This is a genomic window from Erythrobacter sp. THAF29 (assembly GCF_009363635.1).
Taxonomy (GTDB): Bacteria; Pseudomonadota; Alphaproteobacteria; order Sphingomonadales; family Sphingomonadaceae; genus Erythrobacter.
The window spans coordinates 3131037-3154671 of sequence record NZ_CP045392.1; the positions used below are offsets into that span (position 1 = coordinate 3131037).

Sequence of the window (23635 nt, forward strand, 5' to 3'; positions counted from 1 at the left end):
AGCGCCGCGTGACGGATGCTCAAATAAGCATTGAAGCCATCAACGACAAGCGCGGGAGGGCCCGGTTCGTGGACCTGGGGCGCGAGTTCGCCGCGCGGCTGCCACATTCTGTACCGCAGATTCGCGGAGAGCAGCTAGAACTGATCAATCCCGATAAAAATCCGTTCTTTGGACACGGCCGCGCGCAGTTCTTCATCGCACACCGCAATGGCGCAGCTGTTGGGCGGATTTCGGCGCATATCGATGAACTCGCTCTGAAAATGCCCCCAGAACAGGGCTTCGGTCCCGGCACTGGTATGTTCGGGTATTTCGATGCGGAAGACGAAACCGTTGCCCATGCGCTCCTGAAACGAGCCGAGACATGGCTCCGCGAGCAGCGCATGACGCGGGCCCTTGGCCCGATTTCACTCTCTGTCTGGGAAGAGCCAGGGCTGCTCGTGAAAGGTCACGACCACCCGCCCATGATTATGATGGGGCATCATCCGGCCGAATATGCCGGCTGGATCGAGGCGGCTGGTTATTCGCGTGCACAAACGCTTTACACCTACGATCTCGACATCAGTAAGGAATTCCCGCCTCTCGTGCAGCGGATCGTCAAGTCGGGCGAACGCAACAAGCGTATCAATGTACGCCAGGTGAGCAAGGCACGCTGGGACGAGGAAGCGGAAATCGTTCTCGGCATTCTGAACGATGCCTGGTCGGACAATTGGGGTTTCGTCCCCTTCACGCCCGACGAGGTCGCCTATGCGGGCAAGAAGCTGAAGCCGATCATCCACGAAGAATTGAACATGATCGCCGAGGTCGACAGTAAGCCGGTCGCCTTCATGCTGACCTTCCCTGATATCAATGACGCGCTGACCCGTATCGACGGCAAGCTCTTCCCGTTTGGCTGGTTCCACCTGCTGCGCTGGCTCAGGAAGCCGCGCGGCTCCGGTATGCGTGTCCCTCTGATGGGTGTGCTCAAGGAGCTGCACAATTCGCGGATGGCGAGCCAGCTCGCCTTCATGATGATTAGCGAGATCCGCAAGCAGGCTGCTACGAAGTTCGAATCCACCCGCGGCGAAATCGGCTGGATCCTCGAAGATAACCAGGGAATGGTCGCGATCGCCGACACGATCGAAAGTAAGATCAACCGCGAATACGCGATCTACGAAAAGACCCTCGATTAGATCTGCCGCAGCTTCCGGAACCAAAAAAGGCCTCCACTCGGAGGAGTGGAGGCCTTTCGGGATCGTATCACCAGCCGCTTGGACGGGAGGGGGGTCTCGGCGGTGACAGAGAGAGAATGCGCGGTCTTGGAAGCGGTTCCCGGCCTCACAAATTTTTTTTCAAAGCGCGAAACCAGAAGCGATTTCATGCGTAAAATTGCGGAGTGGGGGACAGCACGTCCCGTCGCAAACCGCGGATAATGAGCGTTTGGGGCGACGTGCAGGCCGCAAGAGGCTATGGCTCCGATTCGATTGGACAATCTCGGCTCGGGCCGGAAAGCGAGTAAATTATGTCTCTGGGTCAACACGTTGCTTCTAACCTGCCCTTCCTGCGCCGCTATGCCCGCGCGTTGACGGGTTCGCAGACGACGGGAGATGCATTCGTCCGCGCAACTCTCGAAGCCGCTTTGGCAGACGATGAGCTCAAGGCATCGCTCGAAGGTGGCCGTATCCCGCTCTACCGCGCATTCAACAAGGTCTGGTCGAGCGCCTATCTAGAGGCCGATCCTGAACAGGCGAGCGGCGAACACGAGGCTGGCGCCCAGAACCGTCTCGGCGCGATAACGCCGCTCAACCGCCAAGCGTTGTTGCTCACTACACTGGAGGACTTCTCCGCTGCGGAAGCCGCGCAGATCATGGGCCTTCAGACTTCCGAAATAGAAGCGCTCGTCGCGGAAGCCGTTTCCGAGATCGACCGCGAACAGGCGACCTCGGTCCTGATCATCGAGGATGAGCCACTCATCTCTATGCAGCTCGAAGATCTGGTCGAGGCTGTGGGCCATGAAGTGTGCGGAACAGCTGCGACCCGCACGCAGGCGCGCGAAGTCGTCGAAAAGGAAATGCCGGGCCTTGTTCTTGCCGATATCCAGCTTGCCGATGGCTCGTCGGGTCTCGATGCGGTCGACGACATTCTTGCGATCGCGAAAGTTCCGGTGATCTTCATCACCGCCTATCCCGAGCGCCTTTTGACCGGCGACCGGCCCGAGCCCACTTATCTGGTGACGAAGCCGTTCCAGGAGCAGACAGTTCGCGCTGCAATCAGCCAGGCTCTGTTCTTCGGATCTAGCCGCCCGCTCGATTGATCACGGCCACTGGGCTGATCTCAGCATTTAGTGTTTGGGCTGCTCGCGGATTTGGAAATCGCTGTGGCGGCGGACAGCCACACGCATGGTGCAACGCACCCCCTCCGGGGCGAATTCAAGCTGTACGGGCTGCTTCAATTCGTGAGCGATGATTTTCTCGATTAGCTCCGTCCCAAAGCCGCGCTCGCGGTTTTGGGGCACTTCAGGCCCGCCCTCTTCGCGCCACTCAATCTCCGCGAGGTGATCCTCGATCAAGCGCACATTGATGGTCACTCGGCCTTGCGGGACGCTGAGCGCGCCATATTTCGCCGCGTTGGTTGCCAGTTCGTGGATCGCCAGGCCGAATGACAGCGCATCGTTGGGAGCGAGCTCGACTCGCGGGCCTTCAACGCTAACCGCGCTCTCAGCTTCGTCACCGAAATGCTGCAACTCGGCCTGAATAACGGCCCGTATCGGCGTTGTCCCCCAATCGCTACCGGTTAGCAGATCGTGCGTTGCCGAGAGCGAGCGCACGCGACCTTCGAGGCTGTCGGCAAACTCATCGAGATCCGACGCCCTGCGCCGGGTTAGCGACAGGATCGATAAAACGTTCGCGAGAGTGTTCTTCACCCGGTGATTGAGTTCGCGAGTCAACGAGTTTCGGATCGAGTTCTGCTCCTCATAAAACGCGATCCGTTCCTGATCCTCGTGCGCTTGCTGCGTAAGGAGCCGCGCGAGGAGCATCAGGAGACTGGCTACGGCCAATCCGAACAACAGCGTCGCCATAGAGAGCGGGGACAGGACAGACGGGGCGTCGGATTCGATCACGAGCAAGAATTCGCGATTAGCGATCGTGACGCGTTGCTCGACCTGCTTGCTTGGATCACCATCGACCGCAATCTCAGCGAGCAACCGCTCGCTTGCCGAAGGCCCTTCATACAGGCGGGCCCCCAGACCTTTGGGTCCGTTGGTCTCCAGCGCTGCTTCAAGGAATCGCGATGCGTTGAATGGCGCATACACATATCCCGAGAGGCTGTTCTCGCTGTCACGGGTGAGCGGCTCTCCCCCATAGACCGGCATCAATATGACAAAGCCCGATTGCGAACCACCGGGCACCGTACCGCCATCACTTGCGAGATCCACGAGGCCAGATGCTGTCGGCCTTACGGTTCTCCGCGCTTCATCCATCGCCGATGCGAGAACCGGATCCGAATACATGTTGAAGCCAAGCGCATTGTTGTTCCGAGCGGAATCGGGCGCGAAGTAGGTTACGATCGCCAATCTAGGCAGTGACGCACCGGACTTTGGACGGATTTGCGGGAAATCGGGCTGATCCCGTCTGACCCGCGCGAGAAATTCGGCCTCGGCGGTACGCGGCACCACCGCGACCCATCCGATACCTTCGACACCCTTGTAATCGACGTCGAGCCGCAATTCGCTCACGAACTGTCGGAAAACCTGCTGGTCGACCTCATCGACGCTTGAAAAAAGCGCGGCACCAGCGCGCAAGTAGGAAGAAAAGCTGTTACCGCGTCGCTCCAGCGCAGACGCAACAGATTGCGCATCACCACGCATTTGCGCCGCTTCGCGCGCCTTCACATTGCTTTCGATAGAAAAGACGCTGAGCGCGGTGATGGCAATAATGGCGACAAAGATCGCAATGGGGATCGCCCGGGGGTAATCGAGCAACCACCGCCGAGCGCGAGCGCGCTTAGGCGAAGTTGCCTTGCCCTCTGCCTGAGAGGCCGATTGTGGCTCGGCGCCATGTCGGGTTCCGATATTCGTCATCGTTGCTTTCGATTGCAGCGTGTAGACGGAACCAAAACCGTCCCCCATCGTTCCCTCATGCAGATTGACACAGGCGCTGTACAGTGCCCCATGAATTCGCAATTTGAGAGATAGGGATCGGGGAACGCCAGGATTATGGCTTCGGACGAGTTTGAGCAGGAACCGGCGAAACGCGCCGACGATAACAAGCCGACGGGCGAAGAGCCCGGCTGGGCTAACGGTCTTCGCCAACTGTATGATGCGGTTGTCGATGAACCTTTGCCCGACAGTTTCAAGGATCTGCTCGCGCAGCTTGATGATGGTGACGAGGAAGGCGAGGACAAAGGAGGCGAATCCGTACCTTCATCCGGTGCGGAAGGGAGCTCCTGATGGCCGACAAGAAAACCGAGAAAAAAGCGACGCCTCAACGGACGCCGGCTGAAAAGGCTGCGTTCAAGCGCGAGTTAACGGAAGTCGTTCCGCACCTTCGTGCATTCGCACGCGGCCTGTGCGGTCGCCCGGACATGGCCGACGATCTGGTCCAGGAAACCATGCTCAAGGCTTGGGCTGCGCAGGACCGGTTCGAACCGGGAACTTCGATGCGCGCCTGGACCTTCGTGATCCTGCGCAACGCGTATCTCACCGATATGCGACGCAACCGCTTCCGCGGCGATTACGACGAAGGTGTTGCCGAACGCATCCTGACGGCTCCTGCCGGACAAGAGGAGCCGATCCACCTTTCCGACATGCACCGCGCGCTGTTGACCCTTCCCCCCGAAAGGCGCGAGGCGCTGTTGCTCGTCGGAGCTGGGGGTTTCTCCTATGAAGAGGCAGCCAATATCTGCGGCTGTGCGGTTGGTACGATCAAAAGCCGGGTGGGCCGCGCGCGCGCCACGCTCAGCTCGATGCTCGAGGACGGCGATATCCCGCAACGCTCGCTTGACGATGCACGGGCGCACCGCGCAATCCTCGAAGAGCTCGACGAGGTCGCTGCAGGCAATGGCCTGTCCGAACCCACCAACAACTAGGTTTCGCTGACCCCCCCTTTGCCGCGATCGACTACCGATGTGACCGCCACATTCATGGTCACGTTCGCGAGCGTACGCATGATGTCAGGAAGCATCTCCACCGCTACGAGCAGCGCCAGCGGCTCGATCGGCACGCCCATCGCGAGCGCGATAGGGCCGATCGATACCACGAAACTGATCGAACCGGGCAGACTGACAGAGCCGATACTGATGATGACGGCGATCAGCATTCCGATCGCCAGCAGCGTTGGCGGAATGTCGATCCCTGCGATTGCTGCAACATACAGCGCGACCGCAAGGTTCATCGCGACGCTTGTCGCACGGAAGATCGCGACGGCTAGCGGCAATACGAATTCGCTCGTCTCGGGCCGGATACCTAGCCGCGTCGAACTGTCGAGCATGGCCGGGAGACTTGCGAGCGAGCTTTGCGTCGAAATGGCGACTGCCTGTGCGGGAATGAGCGACTTGGCGAAACGGAAGAGGCCAATACCGCCCAATGTCCATGCAAGGATATAGGCCAGCGCGAGGATGAAGCCGCCCATCGCCGATACGATCAGGATGTAATGACCGAGAGCCGCAAACGCGCCGCCCCCGCTCCTGAGGCCCACGCCGAAGGCCAACGCGAACACCCCGACAGGTGCAACCCACAGCACCCAACCTATGATCATCAGCATCGCATTGGCAAGCGCGTGGAAGAAGCCCATCAGCGTCGCATTCTGCTGCTTCGGGAGCTTGGCAATCGCCACCGCGAAGAGCGCGAAGAAAACCGTGAGCGGCAGCATCGCCGTCTCCGCTGCCGCCGCGATCATGTTCGGCGCGACGAGCGAGGCAAGGAAGTCGAGGATGTCCGGAACCTGTTGTTCTCCCTCGGGCACTTCTGCGAGGAAGCCACTGGCCGCCTCAGGAATTGGGAAAGCCTGCAAGGCCAGCGGCATCACTAGAGCGGTGAAGATACCGCCTGCGATGAGCACCCCGAAGACCAGGCCGAGGAACCGCAGTGCCGCCGCGCCAGCCCTTGCCGCGGCGATCATCTGGGCGATGCCTAGGACAAGCAGGCTCGCCACCAGCGGAATAATCGTCATCTGCAACGCCCGAAGCCAGAGCCGCCCGACGAGCGCGATGACGTCTTGAAGCCATTGTGCGATTGCTTCGGCGAAGACGACGCCCAGCCCCAGTCCGGCAACCAGCGCCACAAATGTCGCAATCACCGGCAGGCGGATCGTGACCAGCTCGTACCCGCCGCCCGGCGCTGCCTCGGTTGGATTGGTCAAGGATTGCGCCCCTTCTTTTCGTCTCTGCCCTTCCCTTCGCGCGATAACCGCGCCAAAGCGGCATGACAAATCGAGTGCGGCAAATCGGGAGGCTCCGCCACACATGGGACGCAAGTTTTTCGGCACGGACGGTATCCGGGGACGCACAAATGCGGGCGTGATGACCGCTGCGACCGCGATGCGCGTGGGCCAGGCTGCGGGTAACTATTTCGTTCGCGGCGGACATCGGCACCGTGTGGTGATCGGCAAAGACACGCGGCTTTCGGGCTACATGATGGAAAGCGCCCTCGTCGCCGGCTTCACCAGCGTCGGGATGGACGTCATTATGACCGGCCCGCTTCCCACTCCGGCCATCGCGCTGCTCACCCGCGAGATGCGCGCAGATCTAGGCGTGATGATATCCGCCAGCCACAACCCCTATGCCGATAACGGGATCAAGCTTTTCGGCCCCGACGGCTTCAAATTGTCCGACGAGGCCGAGGCCGAAATCGAATCCCTGCTCGAAAGCGAGCCCCAGCTGGCCGAGGCAGAGGCGATCGGCCGCGCTCGCCGGATCGACGATGCTCGCGGGCGCTACATTCACGCGGTCAAGAACTCTGTTTCGAACGAGGTCCGGTTCGATGATCTCAAGGTTGTGGTCGATTGCGCCAATGGTGCTGCATACCAGGTGGCGCCGTCCGCTATCTGGGAGCTTGGTGCGGATGTGGTCACACTGGGCGTCAATCCCAACGGGACCAATATCAATGACGGCGTGGGCTCGACCTCTATCGAGGCTTTGCAGGCAAAGGTGGTCGAAGAAAAAGCGGATATCGGGATCGCGCTGGACGGAGATGCGGACCGTCTGATCGTCGTCGACGAAAAGGGCCGCGCTGTCGATGGCGATCAGATCATGGCGCTCATCGCGACCCGCATGCATGAAAAAGGCGCGCTCACAGGCGGCGGCGTGGTCGCGACGGTAATGAGCAATCTCGGCCTCGAACGATATCTCGCCGACAAGGGCCTTACGCTTGAGCGGACCAAGGTAGGCGACCGCTACGTGCTTGAGCGCATGAAGGCAGGCGGCTTCAATGTCGGCGGCGAGCAGTCCGGACACATGATACTGCTCGATCACGCGACCACAGGTGACGGGACAGTCGCCGCTATGCGGGTGCTGACCAGCCTCGTACGCTCGGACAAACCTGCAAGCGAAATCCTCCACCTGTTCGATCCGGTTCCGCAGCTGCTCAAGAACGTTCGCTATGATGGCGGCGCGCCGCTCGATGACCAGAACGTCAAATCCGTAATCGCGCAGGTCGAAAGCGAGCTCAATGGTAATGGCCGGCTGGTCATTCGCCCGTCGGGAACCGAGCCCGTCATCCGCGTGATGGCCGAGGGTGACGACCAATCCCAGGTCGAAGCGGTGGTGGACCGCGTTTGCGACGCCGTGCGCGGCGCGGCCTGACGATCGGAAGGAGGAACCGATGCTCGAAATGCGCCCCGATTGCGAACGGTGCGGCACCGAACTACCTGCCGAAGCTCCCGGTGCATTCATTTGCAGTTTTGAATGCACCTTCTGCGCCCCATGCGCCGAAGAGCTCGATGATATCTGCCCTAATTGCGGCGGCGAGCTTATGGACCGTCCAACACGCGCCAAAGCGCTGCATGAACAATTCCCGCCTTCTACCGAGCGAAAGCACAAAGGGTGAGTGAAAGACGCCCTCCCCGCATCCTTGCCGTCGCGGGTTCGGATTCTTCCGGCGGCGCGGGTGTACAGGCCGATGTCAAGACCATCGCGATGCTCGGTGGCTATGCGATGACGGCGATCACTACCGTTACCGCGCAGAACACCGTCGGCGTTCAGGCCATCGCACCCATGTCAGGCGAGGTTGTGGCACAGCAGATCTCCTCTTGCATCGAAGATATCGGTGTCGATGCAGTCAAAATCGGAATGCTCCATGACGCCGATATCATCGGACACACCGCTGCTGCCCTGGTCGGAGTAAAAGCTCCGATCGTTCTCGATCCCGTCATGGTATCGACCAGCGGGTCCGCACTGATCGACCCGGATGCCATCGCAGCGCTGCGCGAGCAACTTTTCCCGATGGCGACGCTCGTCACTCCCAATCTTCCCGAGCTCGGCCACCTGCTCGAACGCAATCTGACTGACAGCTCGCAAATGGTCGAGGCGGCCGAGGAGCTTTCACACATGACCGGCGCGGCCGTACTTGCCAAGGGCGGACACACCTCGGACAAGCGGATCATCGACGTGCTCTATTCGCCCGGCGACAGGGCAGTTCAATTCGATCATGCCCGGATTGAAACCCGGCATACGCACGGTACCGGCTGCACGCTCTCATCTGCAATCGCAACGCTCCTCGGCCATGGGCAGCCGCTCGAACATGCGGTGAGGCTCGGCCGGCAATTCGTATTGCGCGCGATCGAGGCCGCGCCGGGTTTCGGAGCGGGCAACGGTCCGCTGGGCCATCATTCGGTGAGGAGCCTCACCTGAATTCAGGCGCCTCCGTTGAGATCGTAGAATTCGGCAATATGCGCCCAGGCTTCCTCTGCGGTTTCGCACCAGTGGAAGAGGTCGAGATCGCGCTTCGAGATTGTCCCCTCCTCGGCAAGCGCATCGAAGTCTATGACGCGAGTCCAGAAGTCTTTGCCAAACAGCAGGATCGGCAGCGGCTTCATTTTGCCTGTCTGCACGAGCGTGAGCAGTTCGAAGAACTCGTCAAACGTGCCGAAGCCGCCTGGGAAGACAGCAACCGCGCGGGCGCGAAGCAGGAAATGCATCTTGCGCAGTGCGAAATAGTGGAAGTTGAGCGAAAGGTATGGCGTCACATAGGAATTGGGCGCCTGTTCGTGCGGCAGGATAATGTTGAGACCGATTGACTCGCTTCCTGCATCGCTCGCGCCCTTGTTCGCGGCCTCCATGATCGAAGGACCGCCACCCGAGCAGACCACGAACTGACGCTTACCGTCTTCGATAATCGCTTTTTCCGACACGAGCTTCGCGAGCTTGTAGGCCTCGTCGTAGTATTTGGCCTTGGCCGCCAGTCGCTCGGCGACTTTCTGTTCAAACTCGGTGCCGGTCTTGGCAGCGTCGATCGTAGCCTGTGCCTGTTCGGGCGAAGGAATACGCGCCGAACCGTATATCACCATGGTCGAACCCACACGCGCTTCGTCGAGCAGCATTTCAGGTTTCAGCAATTCGAGCTGAAATCTCACTGGGCGCAGTTCGTCCCGCAGCAGGAAATCGGTGTCGCGAAACGCCAGTTTATAGGCTGGGTGTTCGGTCTGCGGCGTCCGGTCGGGTGCCTGTTCGGCGAACTGGGTTTCCTCGCCGGCGCGGTAGAACTTGCGGTCCTGTAGGTCTTTTTCTGTCATTTCACCGCCCTAGGCGCGGCGTTCGCGTGGAGCAAGACGGATGGTGAGTTGGATGCCCCGTGAGGATTCGAACCTCAATTGACGGAGTCAGAGTCCGTAGTCTTACCATTAGACGACGGGGCAACATCGCGCGCCTCGGATGTGCGAGTCTCGCTGCGAGAGCGCGCCTCCTAGTTTCGCGCGCTCACACAGTCAAGACTTGCCTCGCTTGCTCTTCAAACGCGCTTGAGTTACCTTTTGTTTCAGGTGCTCGTGCCACAGATTGCACGAGTGAGATGAAAGATTTGAATTATGGCGGATACGCTTCCGCCGGACGCGAACAGGAGAGCTGGTAAAAATAGGGGCGGCAGGTCCGGCAAGGTAGCCGATTTTCGCTACAAACGTCCTTACCAGCGCAACGAAGCCAAAGGAGGCGGCAAAGGAAACGGCCGCAAGCGCAAGGCTTCCCAATCGAATAGATCGTCCGCAAACGGCCGCGGTCGCAGTGGTGCTGCGAACGACCAGCGGCGTGAATTGCCCAAATATGCGGCCCGTCCGGGCGAGGCCTATGCGGCGCTCGATCTTGGCACCAATAATTGCCGCCTGCTGATCGCTCGACCTTCCGGGCGCGACTTTACCGTAATCGACGCGTTCAGCCGCGTAGTGAAGCTCGGCGAGGATCTCGCCAAGACCGGGCGACTGTCCGATGAGGCGATGGACCGGGCATTGGGAGCGCTTTCGATCTGCGCGGACAAGCTGCGTCGTCGCAACGTTCGCCTTGCCCGCTCGGTTGCGACCGAGGCTTGCCGCAGAGCAGCTAACGGACCGGCCTTTATCGAGCGCGTGAAGAACGAAACCGGCATCGTTCTCGACATCATCAGCGCAGAAGAAGAAGCGCGGCTCGCCGTGCTTGGATGCCACATCCTGCTTGAACAGGGTGAAGGCCCCGCCGTGATTTTCGACATCGGTGGCGGTTCCACCGAGTTGGTGCTGCTCGAGCCGGGCGGACGGGTGCCGCGCATTCTCGATTGGCAAAGCGTTCCCTGGGGTGTTGTCTCGCTCACCGATACGGTCGGGCGCGGAGAGAATACGCGCGAAGCGAGACTGGCTCGTTACGAGCGCATGCGCGAAATTGTTTCGGGCAGTTTCGCACCGTTTGCAGATCGGATTGCCGCGTATGCACACTCTCACGATATTCGCCTGCTTGGCACGAGCGGCACGGTGACTACGCTCGCAAGCCTACATCTCGAATTGCCGCACTACGATCGCAAGGCGGTGGATGGCCTTATCGTCCCTTCGCACTCGATGCGCGACATCAGCAGCCGTCTTTCCGGCATGTCGCCGCTCGAACGCAGCGAGCTTCCCTGCATCGGTCAGGACCGAGCGGACTTAGTTGTGGCAGGCTGCGCGATCCTGGAATCGATACTCGACCTGTGGCCCGCCGAGCGTCTCGGCGTCGCTGATCGCGGCATCCGTGAAGGCATCTTGCGCAGCTTGATGGCGGCCGAGCGGCAAAGCGTGCGGGCGTTGCACGCATTGAACGATTCGCGCGCAGGCAAAGACGGCTGATGGCGCGCTCCGGTCGCAATCCCGATCGCCGGGTCAAGACGGCGAAGAAGCGCAGCGAGTCCTCGACCCGCTGGCTTCAACGCCAACTCAACGACCCGTATGTGAAACAAGCCAAGGCCGATGGCTATCGCAGCCGCGCGGCCTACAAGCTCATCGAACTCGACGAGAAATTCGATCTCGTCCGAGGTGCGAAACGCGTCGTCGACCTTGGCATTGCGCCGGGCGGCTGGTCGCAGGTCGTGCGCGCCAAGGCTCCCAAGGCGACGGTTGTGGGCATCGACCTGCTCGAAACCGAGCCGATCGAGGGCGTGACGATCTTCCAGATGGATTTCATGGACGACGATGCACCCGCTGCGCTCGAGGATGCGCTGGGCGGTCCACCCGACCTCGTCCTGTCTGACATGGCGGCGAACACGGTCGGTCACAAGCAAACCGACCACCTGCGAACCATGGCGCTGGTTGAAGCGGGCGCCTGGTTCGCGGTCGAGACGCTTGAGGAAGGCGGCGCGTTCGTAGCCAAGGTACTCGCGGGAGGCACCGATGCGGAGCTGCTCAAGTTATTAAAGCAGCACTTCAGGACCGTGAAGCACGCGAAGCCGCCCGCGAGCCGCAAGGGCTCGTCCGAATGGTATGTCGTAGCTCAGGGTTTCAAGGGGCGCGACTGAGCACGCCCGCTCGATATCAGATTACTGAACCGGCTCGCCGGGATTTTCGGGAACAGGCTGTTCGTCGCCCATAGCGCCGGCTGCTTCGACCGCATCCACCGGTGCGCCTCCGGTTACACCGGGGCCTTCGCCCGGACCGTCGACCTCTTCGCCAGGTTCATCAGCCGCAGGAGTGAATTCGGGAAGCGGAAGCCCGCCACCCTGCTCGTTGAGATAAAGTGCGACCGCAGCGCGGTCTTCGATTTTCGAAAGGCCGGCGAAGCTCATCGAGGTGCCGTTGACATAGCTCTTCGGACTTTTGAGCCACTGGTTCATCTCTTCCCAGCCCCAAGTGCCGCCAAAGGACGACAGCGCAGAACTGTAATTGAACCCGGCAGCGTGCTTCCCGATGGGTGCTCCCATGACACCGTAGAGATTCGGACCGATGCCGTTTGGCCCGCCTTGCGCGACATTGTGGCATGCCTGGCATTTGGCGAAAACTTTTTCGCCATCCGCAGCGGAGACGAGCGTAAGCGCTTCGGCGAAGCTCATTTCGGCCGGACCTTCATCGGCACCTTCCGGTTCCGCGATGAAATAGCCGGGCTTTTCGGGCATTTCCGGGTCGTAGGCATGGAAATACTTGTCGCTGACGATCGAGAGGCCCAGCCCCACGACGCCTGCAAACAGAACCCAGCCTGCCGCAGTGTTGAACAGATCACTGCCGCCGTCTTCGGTAGCAGTCGTCGTTTCCGAGGTGTTTTCCTGTGTCATTGCGGCGGTCCAATAATGTGCCCCTCGCGCGCGCGCAAGGGTGATCGCCACAAGAATTCATGCATTCGGTGCAAGTGGACTTGCCGCTTGCGGCCTGCCGCTCTAGCACCACCAGCGATGACGCGAAGTTTCCCCGGACCAGCCCTGGCAATCGTCGACAAGCTTCGCGCCGCGGCCGAAGCCGATCCGATGCGCGCGATCGCATTCCAGGGTTCGCCCGGAGCGAACTCGCACCGCGCCGCGACCGAAGCTCGCCCGGATGCCCTGCCGCTCCCTTGCTTCAGTTTCGAGGATGCGCTCGACGCGGTGAAAGACGGGCGTGCAGGCGAGGCGATTATCCCCATTGAGAATTCGCAGCACGGACGCGTGGCCGATATCCACTTCCTGCTGCCCGAAAGCGGGCTCGCCATCGTTGGCGAGTATTTCATGCCGATCCACCATGCACTTATGGGCATTGGCAAGGGGCCGTTTGAGGCCGCCTACAGCCATCCGCAGGCGCTTGGCCAATCGCGTCTGTTCCTGCGCAAGCGAGGCATTGTTCCCTTGAGCCATGCAGATACCGCCGGCGCAGCAGCATTCGTTGCGGAGAAGGGCGACCCGACGCTAGCGGCAATCGCGCCTGCCATCGCGGCCGAGCTTTACGGACTCGATATCGCCGAGCGGCATGTCGAGGACAGCGAAGACAACATGACGCGCTTCGTAATCCTGGCCGCCGATCAGCTCGATCCGGAAACGCTCGACCGCGACAATGCGATCACCACCTTCATCTTCGAGGTGAAGAACATTCCAGCCGCGCTTTACAAGGTGTTGGGCTGCTTTGCGACGAACGGGGTTAACATGACGAAGCTCGAAAGCTACCAGCAGGGCGCGAGCTTTGCGGCGACGATGTTCTATGCTGATATCATGGGCGCACCGGGCGATCCGGCTGTCGACCGGGCGCTAGAAGAATGCGCCTTTCATTCCAAGGAATTGCGGATTCTGGGCAGTTATGAACAGGGACGTGCACGCGGTTAACCAAGACCTTTTGGAAAGCCGCTTGTAGCCTGTTGCACCGCGCTCTTGCCCGTGCCACCAAAGCGACCAGATGACCTATCCGGCGACGTCTTCTCCTGCCGAAGTTCCAGCTAGCTCCAACGCCGCCGCTCCGGGTGCGCCGCTCCGGAGCTGGGAGGACGTGCGCGACGATGGCGATCTTCAGTTCGAAGAGATCGAAATCCCGGAGCCCGAGCCGCGCGAACCCAATGCTTTCGAGGAAGCATTGCAAGCGTTCTTCGAATGGCTCGGCGATGTGCTTTCGCCAGTCGGGAGTGCGCTCGCCTATTCGTGGCCGGTGCTGCAATGGGTGCTTCTGGCGCTCGTCGTCGCATTTGTCGCCTACTTGCTGTTCAACACGATCGGTCCGCTCGCGCGCAAAAAACGCGAAAAGCGTACTGCGCTGGACGAACCCGAATGGGCGCCCACGCGCAGCGAGAGTATCGCACTGCTCGAAGATGCGGACAGGCTCGCCGCCGAGGGTCGCTACGACGAGGCAACCCACCTGCTTCTCCAGCGCAGTGTCGGGCAGATCGCCGCCGCGCGCCCCGATTGGGTCGAACCGTCGAGCACTGCACGTGAACTCGCAGCATTACCGACATTGTCCCAGGCGGCACGGATAGCGTTTGGCACGATATCGGACCGCGTCGAGCGATCGATCTTCGCACTCCGCACGCTCGACCGGAACGATTGGGAAGCAGCGCGCGCAGCCTATGCCGATTTTGCACAGATAAGGATCGGGGAGGCTGCATGAGCATTGCCGATCAACGCAGCGCATCCCCTTTCAGCCGCTTTACCGTCTTCGTCGTGGTGCTGGTTGGCTTTCTCGCTTTCATCGCGATGCTTTACTTCCTCGGCGCGGGTGACACCGGCGAACGACAGAATCGCGGCGAGGCGCATGCAACCGCGACCGGGCTGAATGGCTATGCTGGTCTGGTCCGCCTGCTCGAACGCGAGAATTTCGACGTCACTCTCTCGCGAACGCCGAGCGGGCTGGAGACGAACGAACTCCTTGTCCTTACCCCTTCGCTATATTCCGACCCGGAAGAGATTGGCCAGATTCTCGAGAACAGGCAGTATCTGGGGCCCACGCTCGTCATCCTGCCGAAATGGATGGCCTCACCCCCGCCCCAAAACCTTGCAGGCGAGGCAGCTGGCAAGTTCAAGGACGGTTGGGTGCAATTAACCGGCGCATTGGGGCTCGACTGGACCGAAAGCCTCCCAAGTCCGTTCTCAGTCGACCGTGAAATCGAAACGCTTTCCGATGATGAGGCTCCCTCATGGCAAGGATTGGAACTCTCCGGTGAGCTGCCGACAAAGACAATCGCCTATTCTGAACCCAGCGAAATTCACGATCCGATTATAACCGATGCGGCCGGTCACACACTCGCTTTCAACGTGCTTGGCGAGGAAGGCAGTACCTACTACTCCGACGCTTATTGGACGATCTTCGTGGTCGAGCCCGACCTCGTGAATAATTACGGCCTCGCCGATCCGGAGCGCGCGAAAGCAGCGGTGGCGCTGGTCAGAGAGGCTGGGTTCGGCAATGAAAACCGCGTCACTTTCGACCAGACGTTGAACGGTTTCGGCGGTGCGGAAAATCTCCTTACCCTAGCCTTCCGACCACCTTTCCTGGCCGCGACTTTGTGCCTGATCCTCGCCATGGTCATCATAGGCTGGCGCGCGTTTCTGCGTTTTGGACCGGCGGCCATCCGCGGGCCCGAAATCGCGTTCGGAAAGAAACGGCTCGTGAGCAATGGCGCGGGACTGATCGTGCGCGCAAAGCGATTGCGCCTGCTTGCCGCTCCTTACGCTGCGCTTTCGGCACGCAGGCTCGCCGCGAAATTGGGACTCCACCGGCATGAACCGGAAGACATCGACGCCGCACTGGCTGCCCGCCTGCCCGAAGAAGAACCGTTTTCAACGCGCGCCGAGCGGCTGCGCAACGCCCACACACCAAACGAAATCCTGCGCGCCGCTCAGGCGCTGAGAGAGCTTGAAGGGAAACTCGCGAAATGAGCATGAGCCTAGAAGAACTGCGCGCGCTGGCCGAGGCGATCCGCGCCGAGGTCGCCAAGGCAGTCGTCGGTCAAGACGAGATGATCGAGCAATTGCTGGTTGCGATGGTGAGCGAGGGGCACGTCCTGCTCGAAGGGCCTCCGGGCACCGCCAAGACGTTCCTCGCAAACAGTTTTGCGACGGCGCTCGGCCTCGATTTCGGGCGCATCCAATTCACGCCTGACCTGCTGCCGGGCGATATTCTTGGCTCGAACCTGTTCAACTTCCAAACCAGCCAGTTCACCCTGACGCGTGGACCGATTTTCTGCGAGCTGCTGTTGGCAGACGAGATCAACCGCACGCCGCCAAAGACGCAGGCTGCGCTGCTCGAAGCCATGCAGGAGCGCCGCGTTACTCTCGATGGCGAAACGCACCAGCTCCCTCCGCGATTCATGGTGATTGCCACACAGAACCCCATCGAGAACCAGGGCGTCTACCCGCTACCCGAAGCGCAGCTCGATCGCTTCCTGTTCAAGTTGCTGGTCCCCTATCCCGACGAGGCAGAAGAGACACGCATCGTGACCGCCTATGGCAAGCTGCAAGGGCCGCAGCGCCCCGCTGATCTCGGTGTCACTTCTGTCGCCAGTGCCGAGCAGCTTCAAGCCGTTTCCGGAGCGCTCGACCATGTAACCGTTGCCGACGAGATCACCCAATATGTCGTGCGGCTGGTACGCGCGACCCGCGAGCATGCGGACCTCGCGGTGGGCGCGTCGCCTCGCGCGGCGGTGATGCTTGCCAACGCCTCGCGCGCCCGCGCAGCGCTGCATGGCCGTGCCTACATCATTCCTGACGATGTGAAGGCGCTGGCTGTGCCGGTGCTGCGCCATCGGCTGACGCTAAGCCCTGCAGCAGAGATCGAGGGACGCGATATCGAGGCACTGGTCGCTGAGCTGGTCGAGAGCACCGAGGCGCCGCGCTGACGCGATGAGCCGCTTCCGCCTCAATATTCCTCTGGTCCCGACCGAACGCGCCGCCTGGCTGATCGCGATCTTTGCGCCTGTCGCGTTGGTGATCGCGGCAATCGCGCCACGATTGTGGGTGGCCGCGCCGGCGGCGGCGATCGTGCTTGTCGCCCTTATCGTACTCGACGGCCTGCTGGCAGGGTCGTGTCGCGATTGGATGGTTCAGGTCCCTTCCGACACCGAAGTCGGGCAAGCGACCCCGATCGAGGTATTCGCGCGCTTCTCGCGCAGCATGGCGATGAGGCCGGAGGCTGCGATCGAATTCGACGCCCGGCTCGGCCAAGAAGGCAGGGGCACGCTCTTTCTGGTCCGCAATCCGGAAACCGGGACCTTTAGCGGCAAATTCGACGTCCACCCTGAGCGCCGCGGGACGGCTTCCGTATCGCACGCGTGGTTGAGGTGGACCGGCCCGCTCGGCCTCGGCGCGCGGCAGGTCACGCGCCCGCTGGAGGAAGAAGTCCGCATCTGGCCCGACCTTTCGCCGGTGCGGAGCCAGGAACTGCAGACTTTCCTGCGCGATTCCCAAACCGGTCTGATCGCCCGTCGCATTCGCGGTGAGGGAACGCAGTTTGAATCGCTGTCCGAATACGAAGCGGGCATGGACCGCCGCCGGATCGACTGGAAGGCGAGCGCCCGGCACAATCACCTCTACGCCCGCGAGAACGAGAGCGAGCGCAACAACCAGATCGTGTTCGCTTTCGATTGCGGTCAGTCTATGTGCGAGCCTGTCGACGGCATGCCCCGTATCGACCGTGCGGTTTCCGCTGCGCTCACCTGCGCCTATGTCGCATTGAAAAGCGGCGACAGGGTTTCGCTTTTCGGCTTCGCCCAGCGCCCGCAGGTCATGACGCCATTCATAGCCGACAGCCGTGCATTTCACCGCCTGCAAAGCGCCGCAGCGGGACTCGATTACGAGGCGACTGAGCCAAATTTCACTCTTGCGCTCGCAACGCTTACTTCCAAGCTCAAGCGCCGTTCGCTCATCATCCTGTTCTCCGACTTCACCGATCCTACTGCCGCAGAACTCATGGTGGAAAGTATCGGGCGGCTGGTCGAGAAACACCTCGTCCTGTTCGTCACCATCGCCGACAGCGAGCTTGAAAATTTCATCAGCGAGGAACCGGGCGATATTGCGACGCTCGCCCGAAGCGTCACCGCCGATAGCCTCGCAACGCAGCGCAGCGTCGTGCTCCAGCGCCTGCGGCGCATGGGCGTCGACGTAATCGAGGCACCGTGGGAGCAAATCGGATACAGGCTGATCGACCGCTACTTCGTCATCAAGAATTCGGAGGCAATCGGATGAAGGCCCCGACGCTCTCCGCATGGTTCGGGCGCGGCGAGATCGAAGCCCCCACCGATATCGAAAGCGCTGCGCTGCGCTCCGACCGCTTCCGGCTAGAGCGGGAATATGACTGGCGGCGGCTCGAAGACATTGTCGCGCGAATGGAGCGCGGTGGGGTCAAGCGGATCGACGACGAAGAATTGCTCGCGCTTCCGACATTGTACCGGACCGCCGCATCGAGCCTCTCGGTCGCGCGCGAAACCTCGCTCGATGCCGCAACGCTGCGTTATCTCGAAAGCCTCGTCCAGCGCGCGTGGTTCCAGGTCTATGGTCCGCGCAAAGGCCTGTTCGGCTGGCTGCGCGAATTCTTCTTCGGAGGCTGGAGCCGCGCGGTGCGCGAAATCTGGCTCGACGTTTGTATCGCGCTGTTCGTGATGACTGCAGGAGCGGTGGTTGGTTGGCTACTCGTGGAGCAGAACAACGACTGGTATTACCGCCTTGTACCCGGAGGCCTCGCCGGAGGCCGTGTGCCTGGGGCGAGCCGCGAATTGCTCGAAGAAACGATCGCGGTCGAGAACAGCACCGGCGGATTGTCGGTATTTGCCGCACATCTCTTCAGCAACAACGCGGGTGTTTGCATACTCGCCTTCGCACTCGGCTTCGCGTTCGGCATCCCGTCTCTCATGCTACTGATCCACAACATGGCGATGCTTGGCGCTATGGTCTGGCTTTTCGCTAGTGCGGGCCTCGGATGGGAGTTCGGCGCCTGGCTCAGCGTCCACGGCACAACCGAGATTTTCGGCATTCTCCTGTCAGGCGCGGCGGGCCTTCACATAGGGCGCTCGATGGCGTTCCCGGGCACGCGCTCGATCCTCGAGGCCGCATCCGAAAGCGGGAGGCGCAGTGCGATCGTCATGGTCGGCGTCGTATTGATGATGGTGATAGCAGCGCTGCTAGAAGCCTTCCCGCGCCAGCTCGTGGCAGGAATGGAAAGCCGCTATATGATCGGCGGAGCATTTCTCGCCTTTTGGCTCGCCTACTTCTTCCTCTACAATCCGCGGCGGGTGGAGGACGAAGAATGAACGCAGCCACCGCCATTACCGGATACGAGAACAAACGGGAACGCATCCTCATAACTCCCGAGGGTCTGGCAGTCCCGGTCACGATCGCATCGCGCGGATCGCGGCTCGGCGCGCTGGTGCTCGATTTCGTTCTGCTGTTTCTCGCGCTGATCATCTTCCAGATCGTCCTGTTGCTGATCTTCGGCGGGCTGTTCGAAGACGCCATGGAAACCGCCAACGAGAACATTTCAGGCGCGGGCGAATTCCTCTTCATCGTCCTGATCCTGGTCGGCTTTCTAGCGCGGTACGGATATTTCCTCGGCATGGAACTGGGGCCGCGCGGCGCGACCTTTGGCAAACGCATGGTTGGAATCAGGGTGGCGGCGAGAAACGGTGGGAGGCTCACTCCCGAAGCTGTTATCGCTCGCAACCTTCTGCGCGATATCGAGCTGTTCATGCCGCTCGTCTTCCTGATGATCGCCCCGAGCGGCGAGGCGGGCAATTTCGGGCTTGCGGGCGCGATCTGGTTTCTCGTCTTCATGCTGTTCCCCTTCTTCAACAAGGACGCGCTGCGAGCAGGCGATGTGATCGCCGGAACCTGGGTGCTCGAAGCGCCGCGCACCAAGCTCGCCGATGCGCTGTCGACGCAGGGAGCAGCAGCGAAAGGATCGAGCGAGATCACCGGGGTCCGCTACGAATTCGGGGAAGCCGAGCTATCGATCTATGGCGAGCACGAGCTCCAGACGCTCGAGCGAATGCTGCGCGACGCCCAGCCTGACGCGCTGTCCGCTGTCCATGAGACAATCTGCCGAAAGATCGGCTGGGATCCGGGCGCAGGCGACGAGCGCGCTTTCCTCGAAGCGTTCTACGCGCAGCTTCGCGCGAAGCTCGAAGGCGACATGCGATTTGGCAAGCGCAAGGCGAACAAGTTCTCGTGACCCGGTACAGGATCGAGCCGGACGACCTTACAAGCGAGGACGTGCTCGATCTCCTGCGGCTGCACCTTGACGAGATGCACCGATGGTCGCCTCCCGAAACGGTCCACGCCCTGCCGCCCGAAAGGCTACGCGAGCGCGATGTGACTTTCTACGCCGTGTACGACGGCAAGGCACTTGCGGCTGTCGGCGCTCTCAAACACCTTGATCGCAAGCGAGGCGAACTCAAATCCATGCGCGCCGCCACCGCGTATCGCGGCAAGGGCGCGGGCGAGGCTTTGCTGCTACACCTGATCTCTGAAGCCAAGGCACGCGGCTACTCCTGGCTGGGTCTCGAGACAGGCAGGCCCGCGCCATTCCAGCCTGCTGTGACGCTCTATAAAAAGCACGGATTTGCCGAATGCGAGCCGTTCGGCGATTATGTCTCGGATGACTTCAGCCTGTGCATGGAGAAACTCTTTTGAAGGTTGACCGCCGCGCCTTTGTCGGCGGCGGTCTCGCGCTGGGAGCCTCCGCTTGCATTCCGACTGATCAGAGCACTCTTGGCAGGCTGGCTTCGAAACTGCGGATCATCGAAGCGGCTGCGGGCGGGACCTTGGGCGCTGAGATCCACGATACCGGGACTGGAATGGGCTTCGGGCTCAATCGCCACATGCGTTTCGGCCATTGCTCCTCGTTCAAGATGTCGCTCGCGGCGATGGCGCTGGCGCGCGATGCGAGCGGACTGGTCTCGAAGGATCGGCAGGTGACCTGGACCGAGGATGATTTGATGGCAGTCTCGCCCTTCACCACAGAGCGGCTGGCCGAAGGTGCTACGATCAGCGAGCTTGCCGAAGCAACACAGAAATTCTCCGATAATGCCGCAGCGAACATTCTCCTGCGCGAATTCGGCGGGCCGCAGGAATTGACCGGCTTCTGGCGTTTTCTCGGCGATACGGTTAGCAGGCTCGACCGGATTGAGCCGCTGGTCAACAACGTGCCTGAAGGCGAAATACAAGACACGACCACGCCCTTTGCAATGGCGCGGACGGTGGCGAGGATAACGCAGGGCCAAGTGCTGCCGGACACTCACCGAGGCTTGCTCACACAGTGGATGGTAGACACGCGGACGGGATTGCGGCGGGTCCGGTCCGGCTTACCAGAAGGCTGGCTCGCGGGGGACAAGACAGGCACATCTCTCTGGCCGGGAATGGACAGCCTCTATGTCGATATTGGCTTCGTGGAACCGCCGAACCGCGCTCCTCTCGCCTTCGCAGCCTATTATCGTGCGCGCGGAACGCACGACCGGATCGAGCCAGCCGCCGAGCAGGTGCTCGCCCGCGTCGGCGGCGTTATCGCGGATTACGTCGCCGTGGCGCGTACCCTTCCAATCTAGTGGCGATATGATACCTATCTCCCACGGGAGAGAGATATGGAGCGCGCGCTCAAGACGGTAGCGGCCATCCTGCCACTGCTATTTGCCTTTGCATTCCTCGTGCCGGTTATCGACCAGGGCATGGAGGCGCTTGGACTCAATGCGCCGTTCGGTCTTTCGACGCTGACATTCGCGTTGATCATCGGCGGTGGATGGGGAGTATTCGCGCAAGTGACGGGTCGCTGGATATGAATGCCGAGGCACCTATCGTCCCTGCCAACCTGAGCGGGCTCTCCGACAAGGAATTGCGCCGCCTCGAAAACCGGATTGCGCGCAAGTATTCGGGCAAGGTTCCGTGGATCGCGGTTGTCTGGGCGTTCGGCAACCTTGCGGTATGGCTCTCGCTCTGGCCGCTGGTCTTCTCAGGCTTGCTGCCGCTCTGGGCCGCTTTCCCGGTCGCGACGGTCAACATGGCGCTCGTCTACCTGCCCACGCACGAGGCGCAGCACGACATCATCGCGCGGCCCGGCACGAAGCTGCGCTGGCTCAACGAGCTGGTCGGACACGCCACAAGCTGGATGCTGGTTTTCCCCTTCCAAGTGCTGCGGGTCACCCATCTCGACCACCATCGCCACACCAACGATCCCGAGCTCGACGTCGATATCACGACCAAAGCCGAAGGTCCTTGGCAGGCAATCTGGGCCTCGATCCGAAACAGGCAACCCGACGCCAAGCGCAATCACGATTACGCCGCGAGCCTCGTGCGAAACGGACGCCCGGGGCTGATCATGCTTTCGCTGGCCTACAAGCTCGGTTTTATCGGAATTCTCGGCACGCTGGCGTGGAATGGATACGCGCTGGATGCGCTATTTCTGTGGTGGCTCCCCTACCAGATCGCCATCACCTACATCCTGTTCTTTCTGAGCTGGGCGCCGCACCATCCGGGAAAAGAAACAGGGCGCTACACCAACACCCGGTCATGGAAATCGAAGGTCGGCAATATCGGCTCGATGGGAATGCAGTTCCACATCGTGCACCACCTGCACCCCTACATTCCGCTCCACCTGACGCCCGCCGCCTACCGCGAGATGCGCCCTATCCTCGAAGCGCGCGGGTGCCGTTTGGGCGATAACTGAGGCTCAGTGATCGGGCGTCGAGGAAGGCTCCGCGCTCTCCTCTCCGCCAAAGATCGCAACTTCGTTCACTCCGTCGCTGGTAGCGCGGCCGCGATACATCCCGGTCGTGTTGAAGCTGAACAGCGCATCCCCCTCGGGCGTGACGAGGATCACACCGCCATCGCCGCCGAGTTCCTCGACTTCGGCCATCACCGAATCCGAAACCCCTTGGGCCAAATTTGAATGGAGGAGCCAATCTTGGGCCTCATCCTCGCCCACTTCAGTGGACATGGCGTCAACACCTTCGAAAAGGACGCGCAATCTCGTACAAATCTCGTGCGCCACGCCGACGCGTATAAAATACTCGCCCCAGCCAGTCGCCGAGACCGCGCAAGAGCGGTTGTCGGCATAGGTTCCCGCGCCGATGACGGGTGAATCGCCGATCCGCCCCCAGCGCTTGCCGGTCATGCCTCCGGTCGAAGTTCCCGCGGCAAGGTTGCCGTCCATGTCGAGCGCCACCGCGCCGACCGTGCCGAACTTGTGGTCGACTTCGAGAGCGGAGACCTGTTCGGCCTTCATCCGTTCCAGTGCCTCGCGCCGATGCTCGGTCGCGAACCATTCGGGAGGCGCAGTCTCAAGGCCCCGCTCGGCCGCGAATTGTTCCGCGCCCTCACCCATCAGGAATACATGCGGGCTGTCAGTTCGGACCTTGTCGGCGAGCAGGATCGGGTTCTTGATCGTCGTCACGCCCGTCACCGCGCCCGCGCTGCGATCGCGTCCGTCCATGATCGAGGCATCAAGCTCGTTGCGGCCTTCCCAGGTGAACACCGCGCCGCGTCCGGCATTGAACAGCGGATTGTCTTCCATCGGGATTATCGCTGCCTTCACCGCATCCACCGCGCTGCCACCATTGGCAAGCACCGCTTTGCCCGCATCGAGCGCGGTCTGGAGCGCGACCTCGTACTCGGCGCGCTTTTCGGGCGTCATCTTATCGGGCGACATTGTCCCCGCGCCGCCGTGTATGGCGATCGACCAGTGTTTCTCTCCGTGATCGTCGGCGGAGACAGGGGCGGAAACTGTGGCAAATGCGGCCATGGCTAAGAGGATCATTCTTTTCATGGGTTGAAGGACTAACCCAAAGCTGCGCATGAGGCTACTTCAAGCATTCG

Annotated in this window: 25 protein-coding genes and 1 tRNA gene; 20 read left to right on the top strand and 6 right to left on the bottom strand. The window is 61.3% G+C overall.

Going from position 1 to position 23635, the window contains the following annotated elements:
• Window positions 1-8 precede the first annotated feature (8 nt).
• Both FIU90_RS15075 and FIU90_RS15080 read left to right on the top strand, forming a co-directional pair.
• Window positions 9-1169, top strand: coding sequence for an N-acetyltransferase (locus FIU90_RS15075; protein WP_152435521.1), 1161 nt, complete (start codon window positions 9-11; stop codon window positions 1167-1169).
• A 329-nt stretch (window positions 1170-1498) separates the two neighbouring features.
• On the top strand, window positions 1499-2290 hold the full coding sequence (locus tag FIU90_RS15080; protein WP_152435522.1) for a response regulator: 792 nt from the start codon (window positions 1499-1501) through the stop codon (window positions 2288-2290).
• A 27-nt stretch (window positions 2291-2317) separates the two neighbouring features.
• Here the strand turns inward: FIU90_RS15080 and FIU90_RS15085 are convergent, their stop codons facing one another.
• Window positions 2318-4057: a CHASE domain-containing protein gene (locus FIU90_RS15085; RefSeq protein ID WP_152435523.1), complete on the bottom strand. Its 1740-nt coding sequence runs from the start codon at window positions 4055-4057 to the stop codon at window positions 2318-2320.
• Between the two features lie 135 nt (window positions 4058-4192).
• Here FIU90_RS15085 and FIU90_RS15090 point away from each other — a divergent pair, with 135 nt between their 5' ends.
• Window positions 4193-4426, top strand: a complete 234-nt coding sequence (locus FIU90_RS15090) for a NepR family anti-sigma factor (protein ID WP_152435524.1) — start codon at window positions 4193-4195, stop codon at window positions 4424-4426.
• Complete coding sequence (locus tag FIU90_RS15095) at window positions 4426-5064, top strand: sigma-70 family RNA polymerase sigma factor (RefSeq protein WP_152435525.1); 639 nt, start codon at window positions 4426-4428, stop codon at window positions 5062-5064. Before FIU90_RS15090 ends, FIU90_RS15095 begins: the two co-directional genes overlap by 1 nt.
• Here the strand turns inward: FIU90_RS15095 and FIU90_RS15100 are convergent.
• On the bottom strand, window positions 5061-6335 hold the full coding sequence (locus FIU90_RS15100) for a dicarboxylate/amino acid:cation symporter (protein WP_234029557.1): 1275 nt from the start codon (window positions 6333-6335) through the stop codon (window positions 5061-5063). The genes FIU90_RS15095 and FIU90_RS15100 overlap by 4 nt on opposite strands.
• A 103-nt stretch (window positions 6336-6438) precedes the next feature.
• On the opposite strand from FIU90_RS15100, the gene glmM reads away from it, so the two are divergent.
• From glmM to thiD, 3 genes are read left to right on the top strand one after another with little or no spacing between them, the layout of a single operon-like run.
• Window positions 6439-7776 carry a phosphoglucosamine mutase gene (gene glmM, locus FIU90_RS15105; RefSeq protein WP_152435527.1) on the top strand — a complete coding sequence of 446 codons (1338 nt, stop codon included), beginning with the start codon at window positions 6439-6441 and terminating at the stop codon, window positions 7774-7776.
• A 19-nt stretch (window positions 7777-7795) separates the two neighbouring features.
• The gene (locus FIU90_RS15110) at window positions 7796-8020 is read left to right on the top strand and encodes a DUF1272 domain-containing protein (protein WP_152435528.1); all 225 of its coding nucleotides are present in this window, start codon (window positions 7796-7798) and stop codon (window positions 8018-8020) included.
• Entirely contained in the window at window positions 8017-8823 is an 807-nt protein-coding gene (gene thiD / locus FIU90_RS15115) for a bifunctional hydroxymethylpyrimidine kinase/phosphomethylpyrimidine kinase (protein ID WP_152435529.1), read from the top strand. The genes FIU90_RS15110 and thiD overlap by 4 nt, the downstream gene beginning before the upstream one ends.
• Before the next feature lie 2 nt (window positions 8824-8825).
• Here the strand turns inward: thiD and FIU90_RS15120 are convergent, their stop codons facing one another.
• Together FIU90_RS15120 and FIU90_RS15125 are read right to left on the bottom strand one after the other, a co-directional pair.
• A complete protein-coding gene (locus tag FIU90_RS15120; protein ID WP_152435530.1) occupies window positions 8826-9704 on the bottom strand; it encodes an LOG family protein in 879 nt (292 codons plus the stop codon).
• Between the two features lie 49 nt (window positions 9705-9753).
• A tRNA-Gln gene (locus tag FIU90_RS15125) sits at window positions 9754-9827 on the bottom strand.
• Between the two features lie 168 nt (window positions 9828-9995).
• On the opposite strand from FIU90_RS15125, the gene FIU90_RS15130 reads away from it, so the two are divergent.
• Complete coding sequence (locus FIU90_RS15130; protein ID WP_152435531.1) at window positions 9996-11252, top strand: Ppx/GppA phosphatase family protein; 1257 nt, start codon at window positions 9996-9998, stop codon at window positions 11250-11252.
• Window positions 11252-11917: an RlmE family RNA methyltransferase gene (locus FIU90_RS15135; protein WP_152435532.1), complete on the top strand. Its 666-nt coding sequence runs from the start codon at window positions 11252-11254 to the stop codon at window positions 11915-11917. Before FIU90_RS15130 ends, FIU90_RS15135 begins: the two co-directional genes overlap by 1 nt.
• Window positions 11918-11938: 21 nt before the next feature.
• Here FIU90_RS15135 and FIU90_RS15140 read toward each other — a convergent pair whose 3' ends face one another.
• Window positions 11939-12667 (bottom strand): cytochrome c family protein, encoded by a 729-nt coding sequence (locus FIU90_RS15140; protein WP_152435533.1) that lies wholly within the window; start codon window positions 12665-12667, stop codon window positions 11939-11941.
• Between the two features lie 117 nt (window positions 12668-12784).
• Here FIU90_RS15140 and FIU90_RS15145 point away from each other — a divergent pair, with 117 nt between their 5' ends.
• The 11 genes from FIU90_RS15145 (at window position 12785) to FIU90_RS15195 (ending at window position 22487) form a co-directional block, all read left to right on the top strand.
• Window positions 12785-13681: a prephenate dehydratase gene (locus FIU90_RS15145; RefSeq protein ID WP_152435534.1), complete on the top strand. Its 897-nt coding sequence runs from the start codon at window positions 12785-12787 to the stop codon at window positions 13679-13681.
• A gap of 70 nt (window positions 13682-13751) precedes the next feature.
• Window positions 13752-14453 (top strand): hypothetical protein, encoded by a 702-nt coding sequence (locus FIU90_RS15150; protein ID WP_152435535.1) that lies wholly within the window; start codon window positions 13752-13754, stop codon window positions 14451-14453.
• Window positions 14450-15718 (top strand): DUF4350 domain-containing protein, encoded by a 1269-nt coding sequence (locus FIU90_RS15155; protein WP_152435536.1) that lies wholly within the window; start codon window positions 14450-14452, stop codon window positions 15716-15718. Before FIU90_RS15150 ends, FIU90_RS15155 begins: the two co-directional genes overlap by 4 nt.
• A 2-nt stretch (window positions 15719-15720) precedes the next feature.
• On the top strand, window positions 15721-16677 hold the full coding sequence (locus FIU90_RS15160; RefSeq protein ID WP_152435894.1) for a MoxR family ATPase: 957 nt from the start codon (window positions 15721-15723) through the stop codon (window positions 16675-16677).
• Between the two features lie 4 nt (window positions 16678-16681).
• Window positions 16682-18022 carry a DUF58 domain-containing protein gene (locus FIU90_RS15165; protein ID WP_152435537.1) on the top strand — a complete coding sequence of 447 codons (1341 nt, stop codon included), beginning with the start codon at window positions 16682-16684 and terminating at the stop codon, window positions 18020-18022.
• A complete protein-coding gene (locus tag FIU90_RS15170; protein WP_152435538.1) occupies window positions 18019-19083 on the top strand; it encodes a stage II sporulation protein M in 1065 nt (354 codons plus the stop codon). The genes FIU90_RS15165 and FIU90_RS15170 overlap by 4 nt, the downstream gene beginning before the upstream one ends.
• Window positions 19080-20000, top strand: a complete 921-nt coding sequence (locus tag FIU90_RS15175) for an RDD family protein (protein ID WP_152435539.1) — start codon at window positions 19080-19082, stop codon at window positions 19998-20000. The genes FIU90_RS15170 and FIU90_RS15175 overlap by 4 nt, the downstream gene beginning before the upstream one ends.
• The gene (locus tag FIU90_RS15180; protein WP_234029559.1) at window positions 19997-20461 is read left to right on the top strand and encodes a GNAT family N-acetyltransferase; all 465 of its coding nucleotides are present in this window, start codon (window positions 19997-19999) and stop codon (window positions 20459-20461) included. Before FIU90_RS15175 ends, FIU90_RS15180 begins: the two co-directional genes overlap by 4 nt.
• Window positions 20458-21372, top strand: a complete 915-nt coding sequence (gene bla, locus FIU90_RS15185) for a class A beta-lactamase (protein ID WP_152435540.1) — start codon at window positions 20458-20460, stop codon at window positions 21370-21372. The genes FIU90_RS15180 and bla overlap by 4 nt, the downstream gene beginning before the upstream one ends.
• Before the next feature lie 36 nt (window positions 21373-21408).
• Window positions 21409-21603 carry a hypothetical protein gene (locus FIU90_RS15190; RefSeq protein WP_152435541.1) on the top strand — a complete coding sequence of 65 codons (195 nt, stop codon included), beginning with the start codon at window positions 21409-21411 and terminating at the stop codon, window positions 21601-21603.
• Complete coding sequence (locus tag FIU90_RS15195) at window positions 21600-22487, top strand: fatty acid desaturase (protein ID WP_152435542.1); 888 nt, start codon at window positions 21600-21602, stop codon at window positions 22485-22487. Before FIU90_RS15190 ends, FIU90_RS15195 begins: the two co-directional genes overlap by 4 nt.
• Window positions 22488-22490: 3 nt before the next feature.
• Here the strand turns inward: FIU90_RS15195 and FIU90_RS15200 are convergent, their stop codons facing one another.
• Complete coding sequence (locus tag FIU90_RS15200) at window positions 22491-23561, bottom strand: isoaspartyl peptidase/L-asparaginase family protein (RefSeq protein WP_234029560.1); 1071 nt, start codon at window positions 23559-23561, stop codon at window positions 22491-22493.
• Between the last annotated feature and the right edge of the window lie 74 nt (window positions 23562-23635).